The organism is Pseudomonas bharatica CSV86, assembly GCF_000319305.2.
Taxonomy (GTDB): domain Bacteria; phylum Pseudomonadota; class Gammaproteobacteria; order Pseudomonadales; family Pseudomonadaceae; genus Aquipseudomonas; species Aquipseudomonas bharatica.
In genome coordinates this window covers 1,837,075-1,851,763 of sequence record NZ_AMWJ02000001.1, presented here as the reverse complement: position 1 = coordinate 1,851,763, position 14,689 = coordinate 1,837,075, and the positions used below count along the sequence as shown (strand labels likewise).

6 protein-coding genes are annotated in these 14,689 nt (G+C 62.1%); 5 read left to right on the top strand and 1 reads right to left on the bottom strand.

The annotated features are described in order from the left end of the window. Nucleotides 1-209 precede the first annotated feature (209 nt). From CSV86_RS08095 to CSV86_RS08075, 5 genes are all read left to right on the top strand, one after another. The gene (locus CSV86_RS08095) at nucleotides 210-8,558 is read left to right on the top strand and encodes an RHS repeat-associated core domain-containing protein (protein ID WP_009407109.1); all 8,349 of its coding nucleotides are present in this window, start codon (nucleotides 210-212) and stop codon (nucleotides 8,556-8,558) included. 313 nt (nucleotides 8,559-8,871) lie between these two features. After that, the gene (locus CSV86_RS08090; RefSeq protein WP_009407111.1) at nucleotides 8,872-9,897 is read left to right on the top strand and encodes a polyamine ABC transporter substrate-binding protein; all 1,026 of its coding nucleotides are present in this window, start codon (nucleotides 8,872-8,874) and stop codon (nucleotides 9,895-9,897) included. Then, complete coding sequence (locus tag CSV86_RS08085; protein ID WP_009407113.1) at nucleotides 9,894-10,811, top strand: ABC transporter permease; 918 nt, start codon at nucleotides 9,894-9,896, stop codon at nucleotides 10,809-10,811. The genes CSV86_RS08090 and CSV86_RS08085 overlap by 4 nt, the downstream gene beginning before the upstream one ends. Before the next feature lie 6 nt (nucleotides 10,812-10,817). Then, nucleotides 10,818-11,627 (top strand): ABC transporter permease, encoded by an 810-nt coding sequence (locus CSV86_RS08080; protein WP_009407119.1) that lies wholly within the window; start codon nucleotides 10,818-10,820, stop codon nucleotides 11,625-11,627. Between the two features lie 17 nt (nucleotides 11,628-11,644). Further along, nucleotides 11,645-12,793, top strand: a complete 1,149-nt coding sequence (locus tag CSV86_RS08075; RefSeq protein ID WP_009407120.1) for an ABC transporter ATP-binding protein — start codon at nucleotides 11,645-11,647, stop codon at nucleotides 12,791-12,793. 305 nt (nucleotides 12,794-13,098) lie between these two features. Here CSV86_RS08075 and ahpF read toward each other — a convergent pair whose 3' ends face one another. After that, nucleotides 13,099-14,661: an alkyl hydroperoxide reductase subunit F gene (ahpF, locus tag CSV86_RS08070; protein ID WP_009407125.1), complete on the bottom strand. Its 1,563-nt coding sequence runs from the start codon at nucleotides 14,659-14,661 to the stop codon at nucleotides 13,099-13,101. Nucleotides 14,662-14,689: the final 28 nt, after the last annotated feature.

Sequence of the window (14,689 nt, the reverse complement as noted above, 5' to 3'; positions counted from 1 at the left end):
GCCCCCACGGCCCTCCAGGGCGTTCTTGCCGCCGCAAGGAGGCCCCTCCAGCCCGGGCAGTGGATAACCATCCACCTGATATTTCTGTCAGTTGTGCCGCCAACCCCCGCTCATTACCGTTAAGCGCATCTCTCCGTTTCTTGTGGTTTTCGCGTCGGTCCGACGATGTCCGCAACCGTCCTCCGATGCTCATCCGAGGAGCTTGCGCAATGGCGAACAATTGGGTGGAACTGGGTCAGGTCTGGTCGGGCCGCGATCTGGATGAGGGTGAACGGGTCACGGTCAGCGTGCTCGACAAGGCTACGCAGACGCTGCTGGAGCAGGCCACCTTCGTCTCCAAAGCTGGCCGCCTGGGTCAATACACCTGGGTGATGGACCTGTGCAAGCACGTCAATGCCCAGTTGCAACTGATCCGTGCCGGCGTTCCGAAGGGCGACGAGTTGGAGATCCCGGGCAGTTGCTATCTCAATAAATTCTGGGGCATCACTGACCGCAACGTGCAGGTCATCACCACGACCGCCAGCGAGAACAACTGGACTGCGAACAAACGGATCGACCTCCACCTCAGCGAGGACGTCAAGGCCGGCTCCACCCTCCAGCTCAAGGTCTGCAACTCCAAGGGACAGGAGCTCGAAACCATCAGCTTCAAGTCAGTCGCAGGCCGCTGCACCCGCGGCTTGTGCGCCATGGACTTCGCCACCGAGATCAACCGCACCAGCCTCTATGTCCGGGCTGGCTTCAAGTGCGCAAACCAGATTGCTCCCGCTTTGCACATCACGGGGAACTGGGTCTGGATTCCGTTCAATGCCGAGCTCACCGTGACCTTCTCGATCGACCAGTCGAGCGCCTCGCCGGTCCCCAACCAGACTACCCAGACGGAGCAGGCGGCCGTGCCCTCCTCGCTCGCCGCGCCGAGCAACTGGACGGACCTCGGTCAGGTCTGGTCGGGCCGTGATTTGGATGTGGGGGAGCGTGTCACGATCAGCGTGCTCGACAGCGCCACGCAGACGATGCTGGAACAGGCTACCTTCGTCGCCAAGGCAGGACGTCTGGGTCAATACACTTGGGTGATGGACCTGTGCAAGCAGGTCAATGCCGAGTTGAAGCTGATCCGGGCCGGCGTTCCCAGGGGCGACAAGCTGGAGATTCCGGGCAGTTGCTATCTCAACAGATTCTGGGGCATCACTGGCCTTGCACTGCAGGTCATTACCACGACCGCCAGCGAGAACAACTGGGCTACCGACAAGCGGGTTCACCTCAATCTCACCGAGGACGTCAAGGCCGGCTCCACCCTCCAGCTCAAGGTGCGCAATTCGCAGGGCCAAGTGCTCGAATCCCTCAGTTTCCAATCCGTCGCGGGGCGCTGCACCCGGGGTTTGTGTGCCAGGGATTTCGCCGCCGAGATCAACCGCACCAGCCTGTATGTGCGGGCCGGCTTCAACTCCGCAGACCAGATCGACCCCGTCCTGCAGCTTGGAGAGAACTGGATCTGGGTGCCGTTCAACGCCGATCTCTGGGTGAGCTGGTCGATCGACCCGTCGCACGCAACCGAGCACGACGAGGACTGGTCGATCGACCTGTCAAGCACCTGGACCGAACTGGGCGACGTCCGCGCGGGCCGCAACCTGACCGAGGGTGAGCGGGTCACCGTCAACGTCTTCGACAAGGCTACGGACACCGTACTGGAGCAGACCACGTTCGTGCCAACGCCCGGTCGCCTGAGCCAGTACATCTGGTTGACGGACCTGTGCCGGCACGTCAACGGCAACCTCAAGCTAATCCGCGCCGGCGCCCAAGACGCCACTGGCAACTGGGACATCCTGCTCGGCGACGCCGTGAACAAATACTGGACCTGGTCCCGGAGCGAGCTCGAGGTCATCACCACGGTGGCGCATGTCGACAACTGGGATGGCATTCACCACCCGACTATCAACATCACCCAGGCAGTTGGCGCGGATGCGGTGCTGCGCGTCAATGTGCGCAACAAGTTCCGCCGCCTGCTTGAAACCATCACCTTCACCCCGGCTGCCGGCCGTACTGCTGCCGGGCCATGCGGCCATGATTTCGCGAGCCACATCAACAACACCAGCCATTTTCTCCGTGCAGGTGCGCAGAGCCCGGACAACCCTGGCCTGATCCAGCCTGACCTGACGCCGGGCTCGAACCTCATCTGGATCCCTGCCAATGCCAACTACAGCGCATCCTGGACGACCGATGCGGTGACGGAGGCTTGCAAGATCAGCGCTGACCGCGATGCACTGGAAGGCGAGCGCATCACCTTCTTCGCCTTCGACAAGGATGCCAACTACTTCCTTGAGCGTATCGTCCTGACCGCCCGGGCCAGTGCCAATACCCTGGCGAAAGACAAGTGGCCGGCCGCCCTGGCCAAGCTGATCAACGACTCGTCCGCCCATGCCTCGGCCACGGCCACCGCGATCAGCCAGAAATACGCCGATCTCCGCCTGTTCAGCACCGCCCTGCACCTGGACAACTGGGTCCAGGACACCACGATCGCGGCCACTGCCGCGCTGACGGCCGCCGACCGTATCGTGGTCAAGGTGGCGACACAGGCGCGGAGAAATTTCTGCGAAGCGGTAACCTTCACCCCCGATCCCGCCCGCCTGGCCGCGACCCAATGGGCCAAGGACCTGGCGGCCTATATCAACGAGCACAGCCTTTACCTCAAGGCCGGGGTCAAGGACAGTACGAAGAAGACCATCGTCCCGACCGAGCACGCCAGCAGCAACGTGATCTGGATACCCCAGGATTCGATGCTCACGGTGACCTTCGAGAAAACCCAACTCAGGGAGCTGGCGCCGATATCCTTGCATCACGACCTGGCGGTGGGCGAGAAGAGCTATGTCTATGTGATGGACGACGAGACCGATGTGATCCTGCGTGAAATCGCCTACACACCAACGGCCGGGCGCGCTGAACAGTATTCGGAGGCGCATGACTTTGCCGCCGCGATCGACAAGGCTACGGAACTCGTGGTTGCAGGACACAAAGTCGGCGATGCCGTTCCAGTGCCGACGTGGAGCAGCTATCAGAACAAGATCTGGGGCTGTGCAAGTACGGTGCGAGCATTCCATACCATGCTCAGCCTGGGCAACTGGGACCAGGGGGCCGTCATCGGCGACCACGATCTGGTCGAGAACGAACAGGTCGTCGTCAACATCAAGGGCAAGAAGAGCGGGCGGATCCTGGAAACGCTGGCGTTCACGCCCAAGGCAGACCGTTTGACGCAGACGCTGTGGCCCAAGGATTTCGCCAGCATGATCAACAAGACCAGCAAGTTCATCCGTGCCGGTCGGGAAAACACCACGGACGACAAGATCGAGCCGTGGCACCAGAAGGACGCGAACACCTTCTGGACGCCAAAGGGCTCGGGGCTGGAAGTAGAGATGCAGACACTTCAGGATATCGCCAAGCCGTTGCCGGGAATGAGCAGCGAGACAGTGCAGTTGTTCGAGCAATGCATGGAGTCGCGCAAGCATGTAACGGTCGATGCCAGGACCGGAGAGGGAGTATTGCGCATCCCCCTGGCAGAGTTGTTCGCCGATGACAGCCTGAAGAATCCTCTGGCGATCAGTCTTTCATACGAAAAGACCAACGGCTTGCATGTGCAGGTGGGCAGTTTCTTGAATCGGGTGAAACTGGTCACCGGTACCGAGGGGACCGAGGCGCAAATCACCTTGAGGGATGGGCGGGTTGTCGGCGTCAACCTTGGCACGATTTCGCTCAATGGCGGGGATTTCATCATCCGGCCATTCAGCGAGGAGGTGGCGACCGAGTCCAATGGCGTTCAATCAGTTACGGCGGGCTATGTGGTCACCTACAAGGATGGCAGCCGTGACACCTTCAGATTCTTCATCCAGACCGCAGGTGAACATCAGGTGAACTGGACCCAGTACAGGCTGCCGTCCGGCCTGTGCCTGGATTTGAAATACAACTTCTTCGGGCTGGAGCAAGTCACCAAAGGTGAGCAGGTGCTGATGAAGGTCGATTGGCATTCATTCGAGGACCTCAAGGACTCCGGCATGTGGCGGCTGCCCAAAACCATCGTGATCTTCCCTGACAGCAAGATTGAAAAAAGAACATTCACCTTCGTCAGGGCAAGTTGCAACGGTCAGCAAACCAGCCTGCATGGGGACGGTTTCGCCACCTCGGGCAAGGTCCAGTACCTGATCAAGCGAGACCGGGCAGGCAACCTGACCAGCTTCGAGGCCGAACATCAGCACGCATTCGACACTGCAGTCGACAAGGCCATGCACCGCGAAACCCTGGAGTACGACGGTGACAACAGGATCACCCGCCATGTGGTGTCTCCGGGAGGCGGCATGGACGATCTGGTACACGACTATGGCTATTCAGATACCAGGACCACTCTGGTCGGTTACTACAAAAACGCAGTACCCCGCGCCGCGTTCGTGCGCCATCACGACTTCAACAACCAACAGAGCTGCGTGGAAAGCTATGGCAGCGAGACCGCGCCGGTCTGCAAGCAACGGACCCATATGCTGGATACCCGGAAGAAGTGGCTGGTGTCGCAGAGCCGAACCTGGGAGGGCGATGTGCTGGTAGACCAGCAGACCCTTGCGCTGGACGGCATCGGCAATCCGACGCGACGCGACAACAATGATGAAATCACCCAATGGACCTACTACAACAATTACCAGCAGTTCCGGGTCACGGAAACCGAGACCTACGTCGAGGATTGGAGCTTCTTCGCCTGCCTGTTCAAGGTCATCGACTATGCCAACGTCCTCGGCGCGGTCTTTGCCGTTGGCAGCTCCAGCGGCATGACCTGGGGGACCCGCCTGGATACCAAGGTCGAAATGCTGCCGGCCGTCAACGACTATGCGAAGAAAGCCTTCGACCTGCCGGTGGATATCGTCCACTGCGGCAGTGACCGGCCATTTTCCGGCGATGTGGAGTCGGAACTGGTCAGCCGCAGGATCGACGGCAAGGAAGTGCCGCAGCGCCTGACCTACTTCGGCTATGGCAACTTCGACGGGCACATCCGCGCCAAACAGAAACTGACCATTCTCCAGCCCGACTGCAGCTCGGTGGACGTGACCGCTGAGCAATTGGCCGTGGCGACCAAGGCCGCGGCCCCCTTCGTCAAGAGCCTGAAAGAACAGATCAGTTCGGCGGACCCGCAGGAAAAGCCCGGTTACGAGGAGATGCTGAAGGACCTGAACAAGAGCGTCGAGGAGCAGAGCAAGGCCAACAGCCAGGGCTTCAAGCTGAACAGCAAGAAGACGACCGGTATGACCCTGGAAACCTACGCTTACCACATCGACAAGACCAAGCCAGGCTACGGCATGGTCGCTTCCTGCAAGCACAGTTTCGTCGATGACAAGGGTGCCAGCGACACCATAGGCACCACCAGCAGCTATGCCTACAGCCTGGATACCGCCGATAGCGACAAGCTCATCATCGAGACTACCGTCACCGATAACGCCAGCAAGGGGTCCGTTACCACCAGCCAGACACGCTCGCGGTTGACCGGACGGCTATTGGAAAGCACCGACAGCGAAGGCTACAAGACCGTCCGCAGCTACGACCCCCTGGGCAACCTGCTCAGCGAAACCATCAGCCTGGACGGCGTGGATATGCGCAAGACCACCTGCACCCTGGCACGCAATCTGGTCTGGCAGTACGAGATGACTGAGCACCATGCCACTACCCGGGTCGAGCGCGATGCCATCGGGCGCAGGATCTCCCAGGCAGCCAGGCCGAAGGGGCGTGACACCTATGTGGAAACCCACCGCTGGGCCTACGACAAGCTTGGCCGCAGCGCCAGCCTGGTGGAAACCGACTACGACGGGCTCAGTAAAAAGCTTGTCGATCGCGAGACCCAATGGAGCTATGACGCCAGTGGCACCGTCACCACGACCCACCTGCTCAAGGACAGCACGGGCAAGGAACTGGACAAGGTGATCCGCAAACGCACCCCCGACGCCAGGGGCGAGAGCTTTACCCAGGGCAAATTCCGCATCGATCGGCAGTTCGATGCCAGCCAGCACCTGATGACGGAGCAGTATTCACTGACCGGTGGCGAGGGCTGCAAGATCGAGCGAAGCATGACCCCCGAGGGGCTGATGAAGTCGGTGCGCTATCTCAGGGTCGAGTCCGCCACCAAGGAAACCGAGCAGGACAAAATCGACTTCACCTACGACAAATACGCCCAGCTGACCAAGGTTGCGCCCAAGATCGGAGCGGCCTCCAGCTACACCTACGATGCTTCGGGGCGTCTGCTGACCAGCACGCGTGATGGTGTGGTGCTGCGCAACTCGTATAGCCAGGGCAACCTGGCGGCCGCCGCCAACGGCGGCTGGGTCAAGAGTGACACCGCCACGGAGGTCAAGCTCGGCTCCCAGAGCGTGGACTTCCTCGGCCGCGTCACCGAGCAGTGTGCCGGAGACAACACGGTTTCGTTCAGCTACAGCGGTGCGTCGACCAAGGGCACACGCACGACACCCGATACCGCACCGCCCCCAATGAAGGGGTACGAATCCGTCATCTACCAGAACGTTTGCAAGCATACCCAGTACCTGTATATGCAAAACACGAGCTCGTCGCTGTGTTTCAGCCTTGGAGGACGGGTGATCAGCTTTACCGACCTTACCAAAGCGGTTACCACCTATGAGTATGACTTTTTCGATCGCCTGGTCGGGTCGGAGAATGAACACTGTGTGTGCAGTTGGACCTACGCCGACAATGGCCTGCTCATCAGCGAAACCGTCAAGGCGGTAAAAGCCTCCGATCTCGTGATGAAGGTGGAGTACGCCTACGACGGGCTCGGCCAGGAGATCAAGCGCACCTTCACTTGCACGGGGGTGGAGATCAGCGTGGAGCGCACCCTGCGTGGGGATGGACGCCTGAGCAAGAGCGTCATCAAGGAAAATGGTACGGAGAAATCCGCCGACAGCTACGAATACGACGACTGCCTGCGCCTGAAGAAATGGGTGGAATCCTCCAGCCGGACAGATACCTACAGCTACGACCTGCTCGGCAGCACGATCAGCCATACCAACTCGTCCAGCGGCAAATCCGACCTGTTCTACTACGTCGATGGCAAGCCCGGCATGGTCAGCCAGGTGCTCACCCAGAAAACCACCGACAAGGTTCCGGACACTGCACCGGGTACGGCGAACACGTACGACACCAAGGGCAGCCTGACCATCGACGGGAACCGGCGCCTGAGTTACCACGACAACGGCCAGGTCAATACGTATTCCACCGATGGCGACACGACCCTGTACACGTTCAGTTATGACAGCGATGGTCGGGTGCGCGGCGGCAGTAACGGTACCCTGACCGAGTTCTATCACTACCGCGGCGACTGCGTGCATGCCCTGGTCCAATATGATACCGCCCAGGGCGCGGCCTTCGCCGAGCGCACGCTGGTGCTGCGCAATGAAAGCCGCGCCTGCCTGATGCAGGACGCCATCACCGACAAAAGGGAAAGCCGCTCCTTCGAACTGCGCGACGCCAACGGCACGGTCTTCGCGAGCATAGACCTGGTCACCAAGGCCATCACCTACTTCCGCTACGAGCCTTATGGCAAGCGGCACTCAGGGGCCAAGGCGGATAACTGGCTGGGCTTCAAGGGTGAGCCGCTGAACAGCATGGGCCTGTATTACCTGGGCAATGGCCATCGCCTCTACGACCCGGCCTGGGGGCACTTCCTCTCCCGGGACGCCAAGAGCCCGTTCGGTGTGGGCGGTGTGGCGGGGTACGTGTTCGGCAATGCCGACCCGGTCAACCATGCGGACCCCAGCGGGCGCGAGGTCATCGCCCAGTACTCGCGCTGGCTCGGCACGGCGATTATCCAGAGCACCGCGTTCCGCATCGTGGTTGGTGCGGTGGGTGTGCTGTTGGCGCCCTTCACGGCGGGGACATCCATGCTCCTGGCGGTGGCCACAACGATGCTGGCGGCGCTGTCCTTCGCCTTCGACCTGGCCTCCATCATCATCTCGGAAAGCGATCCGGATCTGTCGAGGACCCTGGAAAGCTGGGGGCAGGCCTTCGGCGTGGCCAGCGCGGTGGCCGGGATTGGCATGGGCGTAAACGGTCTCAAGAGCTTTCCGCGCAACTGGTTCCGCGTGCGTGGCGGGCCATCGACGCGTTTCCCGGTGAAATGGCCCAACACGGTCGCCAGCGAGCTGCGCATCGCCCAGGAAGCCCGCAGCAGAGCGCTGACCCAGTTGATCAAGCACGCGGACGAAGCCAAGGCGGCGGGGAGCTTCGACGCGTTCAAGGCGGCCTACCTCAACAATGACGCTGCCGGGACTGTCGGTGGTCTGGTACAAGGCACCGGCTCAGGCATCACCCTCCTGCAGGAAGCGGCTGATACCGGCCGCAAGCTGTTCAAGGGCACCATCCGCCAGTTCGATGATTCGCTGTTCGACCTGCTCGGTTACACACTGGACGCCAACTCGGGGCCCAATGTGCTCATTCAGAAATTCATGCCCGCGACTGACAGCGAAACCGAAAGCAGATCGCTGGTCGCCCTGCCGATGCCTGGCCGGGAGACGCTGTTCCCCTGAGCCGGCGTGAACGCCACCCATCGCTGGCAAGTCAGCTCCCAGAACCTGGGGGAGCTGACTTGCCAGCGACGAGGCCCTCAACTCCCCCAAGACCCTCGAATCAGAAAACACCCCCGAGTGATGGCCGGTCGCTCCGTCCCTCTTGCGAAAAGTTTGGAATACCATAATATGATATCCCGTAGACCTTAAAGCTGCAGGGCCGGCACCTACAATCACAAACGGCCAACCGACACTTTGGAAAAGCTGCTCCCCGAACTGATTGGCGGGCGACAGAAAGCCCGCCTCGAATAACAAAAGCAACGAGGGCGTAACCATGCTGTTGAACAAACGTGTAACCGCAGTGCTGTCCGCCAGCCTGCTGACCCTGGCATGCCAGGTCGTCCAGGCAGCCGACAGCCTGAACTTCGTCAGTTGGGGCGGTACTACCCAGGATGCGCAGAAAGCCGCCTGGGCAGAGCCCTTCAGCAGGAGCACCAGCATCAAGGTCGTGCAGGACGGCCCTACCGACTACGGCAAGCTCAAGGCCATGGTGGAAAGCGGCAACGTGCAGTGGGACGTGGTCGACGTCGAAGCCGACTTCGCCCTGCGCGCCGCCGCCGAAGGCCTGCTCGAACCCCTGGATTTCAACACCATCCAGCGCGACCGCATCGACCCCCGCTTCGTCTCCGACCACGGCGTAGGCTCGTTCTTCTTCTCCTTCGTGCTCGGTTTCAACGAAGGCAAGCTCGGCGGCAACAAGCCCCAGGACTGGAGCGCGCTGTTCGATACCAAGACCTACCCGGGCAAACGCGCCCTGTACAAGTGGCCAAGCCCTGGCGTGCTCGAACTGGCCCTGCTGGCCGACGGCGTGCCGGCCGACAAGCTCTATCCGCTGGATCTGGATCGCGCCTTCAAGAAACTCGACACCATCAAGAAGGACATCGTCTGGTGGGGCGGCGGCGCCCAGTCCCAGCAACTGCTGGCTTCCGGCGAGGCGAGCCTCGGCCAGTTCTGGAACGGTCGCGTCTACGCCCTGCAACAGGACGGCGCACCGGTGGGCGTGAGCTGGAAACAGAACCTGGTCATGGCCGATTTCCTCGTGGTGCCCAAGGGCGCGAAAAACAAGGATGCGGCCATGAAGTTCCTGGCCAACGCCGCCAGCGCCAAGGGCCAGGCCGAGTTCGCCAACCAGACTGCCTACGCCCCGGTTAACCTGGACTCGGTCAGCCTGCTCAAGCCCGAACTCGCACCGAACCTGCCCACCGCCTACGCTCAGGATCAGGTCACACTGGATTTCGCCTACTGGGCGAAGAACGGTCCGGCAATTGCTACCCGCTGGAATGAGTGGCTGGTCAAATGAAAGTCGCCATCAACGCCTTGCAATCGGCGACCGGTGCCAGCGGTACCGGCGCCCAGGGAGCGGCCATGAGCCTTTCGCCCACCCTGCGCCAGCGCTGGCGCGGTAGCCGCAACCTGCTGCCGGCCCTGCTGTTCCTCGGCCTGTTCTTCTTCGCACCACTGGTCGGCCTGCTGCTGCGCGGCGTGCTGGAACCGGTGCCGGGATTGGGCAACTACGAGCAACTGTTCGCCAACTCGGCCTATGCCCGGGTGCTGTTCAACACCTTCTCGGTGGCCGGCCTGGTCACCCTGATCAGCGTGCTGCTCGGTTTTCCCCTGGCCTGGGCGATCACTCTGGTGCCCCGCGGCTGGGGCCGCTGGCTGCTGAACATCGTGCTGCTGTCGATGTGGACCAGCCTGCTGGCGCGAACCTACTCCTGGCTGGTGCTGCTGCAGGCGTCGGGTGTGATCAACAAGGCGTTGATGGCCGTGGGCATCATCGATGCCCCGCTGGAGATGGTGCATAACCTGACGGGCGTGGTGATCGGCATGAGCTACATCATGATTCCGTTCATCGTCCTGCCGCTGCAGGCGACCATGCAGGCCATCGACCCGATGGTGCTGCAGGCCGGTTCGATCTGCGGCGCCAGCCCCTGGACCAACTTCTTCAAGGTGTTCCTGCCGCTGTGCCGTTCGGGCCTGTTCTCCGGAGCCTTGATGGTCTTCGTAATGTCCCTGGGCTACTACGTGACCCCGGCCCTGCTCGGCGGCGCCCAGAACATGATGCTGCCGGAGTTCATCGTCCAGCAGGTGCAGTCGTTCCTTAACTGGGGCCTGGCCAGCGCCGCCGCGGCGTTGCTGATCGTCATCACCCTGGTGCTGTTCTACTTCTATCTGAAGCTGCAACCGGAATCCCCGGTTGGCAACGCGAGGTAAGCGACCATGCTCCTGACTCCCAATGCCATGGGCCGGCGCCTGCGCTTCGGGCTCTATGCCACGACCGGGCTGATCGCGCTGTTCCTGCTGCTGCCGATCGTGTTCATCGTGCTGTTGTCGTTCGGCTCTTCCCAGTGGCTGGTATTCCCGCCGCCAGGCTGGACGCTCAAGTGGTACGGCCAGTTCTTCTCCAATGCCGAGTGGATGGACGCGGCCCTGGCCAGTCTCAAGGTCGCCGTGCTGACCACCTTCTGCGCCGTGGCCCTGGGCTTGCCCACGGCCTTCGCCCTGGTGCGCGGGCGCTTCCCTGGCCGCGAGATGCTCTACGGCCTGTTCACCCTGCCGATGATCGTGCCGCTGGTGATCATCGCCGTGGCGGTGTACGCACTGTTCCTCAAGCTGGGCTGGACCGGAACCCTGTTTTCCTTCGTGGTCAGCCACGTGATCGTCGCCCTGCCCTTCACCATCATCTCGATCATCAACTCGCTGAAGCTGTTCGACCAGTCGATCGAGGACGCCGCGGTGATCTGCGGCGCCTCGCGCCTGCAGGCGGTGTTCAAGGTGACCTTCCCCGCCATTCGTCCAGGGATGATTGCCGGCGCGCTGTTCGCCTTCCTCGTGTCGTGGGACGAGGTGGTGCTGAGCGTGATGATGGCCAGCCCCAACCTGCAGACCCTTCCCGTGAAAATGTGGACCACCCTGCGCCAGGACCTGACGCCCGTGATTGCCGTCGCCTCGACGCTGCTGATCGGCCTGTCGGTGCTGGTCATGGTGATCGCCGCCGCCCTGCGCCGGCGCAACGAAGTCAGCGCCTGAGCGCCTGGAGAACAACGATGAGTGCAGTGATCAAAGATACCGCCCAGGCCCGTACCCTCGTCAGCCTGCGCAACCTGAACAAGCATTACGGCGATTTCGCAGCGGTCGACAACATCAGCCTGGACATCCAGGACGGCGAGTTCCTGACCTTCCTCGGCTCCAGCGGTTCGGGCAAAAGTACCACCCTGTCGATGCTGGCCGGTTTCGAGACGCCGAGCAGCGGCGAAATCCTGGTCGGCGGGCAATCGCTGGTCAACGTGCCGCCGCACAAGCGTGACATCGGCATGGTGTTCCAGCGTTATTCGCTGTTCCCGCATCTTTCGGTGCGCGACAACATCGCCTTCCCCCTGGCCATTCGCAAGCGCAGCGCCGCCGAACGCGACAAGCAGGTGGACGCGATGCTCAAGCTGGTGCAACTGGAGAAGTTCGCCCATCGGCGCCCGGCGCAACTCTCCGGAGGCCAGCAACAGCGCGTGGCGATCGCCCGGGCGCTGGTGTACGAGCCACGCATCCTGCTGATGGACGAGCCACTGGGGGCGCTGGACAAGAAGCTGCGCGAAGACCTGCAGGATGAACTGCGCCAGTTGCACCGGCGCCTGGGCATCACCATCGTCTACGTGACCCACGACCAGGAAGAAGCCATGCGTCTTTCACAGCGCATCGCGATCTTCAGCCACGGCAGGATCGTCGGCCTGGGGACCGGGTTTGACCTGTACCAGAATCCGCCGAATGCCTTCGTGGCGTCGTTCCTCGGCAACTCGAATTTCCTGCGGGTGCAGGCCCATGGGAATGGAGCGGCGAGCTTCGAAGGGCAACCGGTGGCGATGCGTCTGACCTCGGGTGTGGGCGATGGGCAGGAAGTGTTGCTGATGGTTCGGCCGGAAAAAGCGCTGGCCTTGAGTCGTGAGCAGGCTGTCCGGGGAGCACTGCCAGCGGGCTGGAACGAAGTCACGGCGAAGGTCGGCGAGGTGCTGTTCCTCGGCGAGAGCCAGACCTGCTCCGTGGTAACGGCTGGCGGCACGCAAATGACGGTGAAGGCCCTGTCGGCGGCCGGCATGTCGATGAAGCCGGGCGACGAGGTGAAAGTGCGCTGGGCCGTGGCGGATGCCTGTGTGTATACCGAATGGCAGGAGAGTGATCTGAGCAAGGCTGCCGGGGCACATTGAAGCAGCGATGAATGAAAAATCCCGCTCCAATGGCCGGGATTTTTATTGGCTGGGAGATCATCGCTGGCAAGCCAGCTCCCACAGGTTCAGCGGTGCACGCGGTCGCTGTGGGAGGGCGGATACCTGTGTGTGGAGGGTGATCTTAACAAGGCCGCCAAGGCACATTAAAAGCGGCGGTGAATGAAAAAATCCCGGTCCATTGGCCGGGATTTTTATTGTCTGGGAGATCCTCGCTGGCAAGCCCCCCACAGGTTCAGCGGTGCACGCGGTCCCTGTGGGAGCTGGCTTGCCAGCGATGAGGCCAGTCAGGCTGGCGCAGAGGTGCGGATCAGGTGATCGAACGCCGCCAACGAAGCCTTGGCCCCCTCGCCCACCGCAATCACGATCTGCTTGTACGGGACGGTCGTCACGTCACCCGCTGCGAACACACCCGGGATGTTGGTCTGGCCCTTGGCATCGACGATGATCTCGCCACGCGGGGTCAACTCGACAGTGCCTTTCAGCCAGTCGGTATTCGGCAGCAGGCCGATCTGCACGAAGATCCCTTCCAGCGCCAGCTCATGCTCGGCATCGCTGGTGCGGTCCTTGTAGCGCAGGCCGTTGACCTTCTGCCCATCACCCAGCACCTCGGTGGTCAGGGCGCTGGTGATGACCTTGACGTTGGGCAGGCTGTGCAGCTTGCGTTGCAGCACGGCATCGGCGCGCAACTGGCTGTCGAACTCGATCAGGGTCACCTGGGCGACGATACCGGCCAGGTCGATGGCCGCTTCCACGCCGGAGTTGCCCCCGCCGATCACCGCCACGCGCTTGCCCTTGAACAGCGGGCCGTCGCAGTGCGGGCAGTAGGCCACGCCGCGGCTGCGGTATTCCTTCTCGCCCGGTACGTTCATTTCGCGCCAACGGGCACCAGTGGCGAGGATCACGGTTTTCGCCTTGAGGGTCGCGCCGCTGTTCATACGCACCTGGTGCAGGCCGCCGTCGGTGGCGGGCAGCAAGGCGTCGGCACGCTGCAGGTTCATGATGTCGACGTCATACTGCTTGACGTGTTCCTCCAGCGCCGTGGCCAGTTTCGGGCCTTCGGTTTCCTGCACCGAGATGAAGTTCTCGATGGCCATGGTGTCCAGCACCTGGCCGCCGAAACGCTCGGCCGCGACACCGGTGCGGATGCCCTTGCGCGCTGCATAGATCGCCGCCGCCGCACCTGCGGGACCACCACCGATCACCAGCACATCGAAGGCGTCCTTGGCGTTCAGCTTGTCCGCCTGGCGGGCGCTGGAGCCGGTGTCCAGCTTGGCGACGATTTCTTCCAGGCCCATGCGGCCCTGGCCGAAGACTTCACCGTTGAGGTACACGCTCGGCACCGCCATCACCTGGCGCGATTCCACTTCGGCCTGGAACAGCGCACCGTCGATGGCGACATGACGCACGTTGGGGTTGAGCACCGCCATCAGGTTCAGCGCCTGGACCACGTCCGGGCAGTTCTGGCACGACAGCGAGAAGTAGGTTTCGAAGTTGAACTCCCCTTCCAGCCCGGCGATCTGTTCGATCAGCTCGGCGCTGGCCTTGGACGGGTGCCCGCCGACCTGCAGCAGGGCGAGGACCAGGGAGGTGAATTCGTGGCCCATGGGGATGCCGGCGAAGCGCAGGCTGATTTCACCATTGGGGCGATTGAGCGAGAACGACGGGACGCGGGCGTCAGTGCCGTCCTCGCGCAGGGTAATGAGGCTCGACAGGCTGGCAATTTCGCGCAGCAGGTCGTGGAGTTCGCGGGACTTCGCGCCGTCATCGAGGGAAGCGACGATCTCGATCGGCTGGGTGACCCGCTCCAGGTAGGCTTTCAACTGAGTTTTAAGCGTGGCGTCCAACATACGGGCGATTCCTTTTTTCAATCGGTGT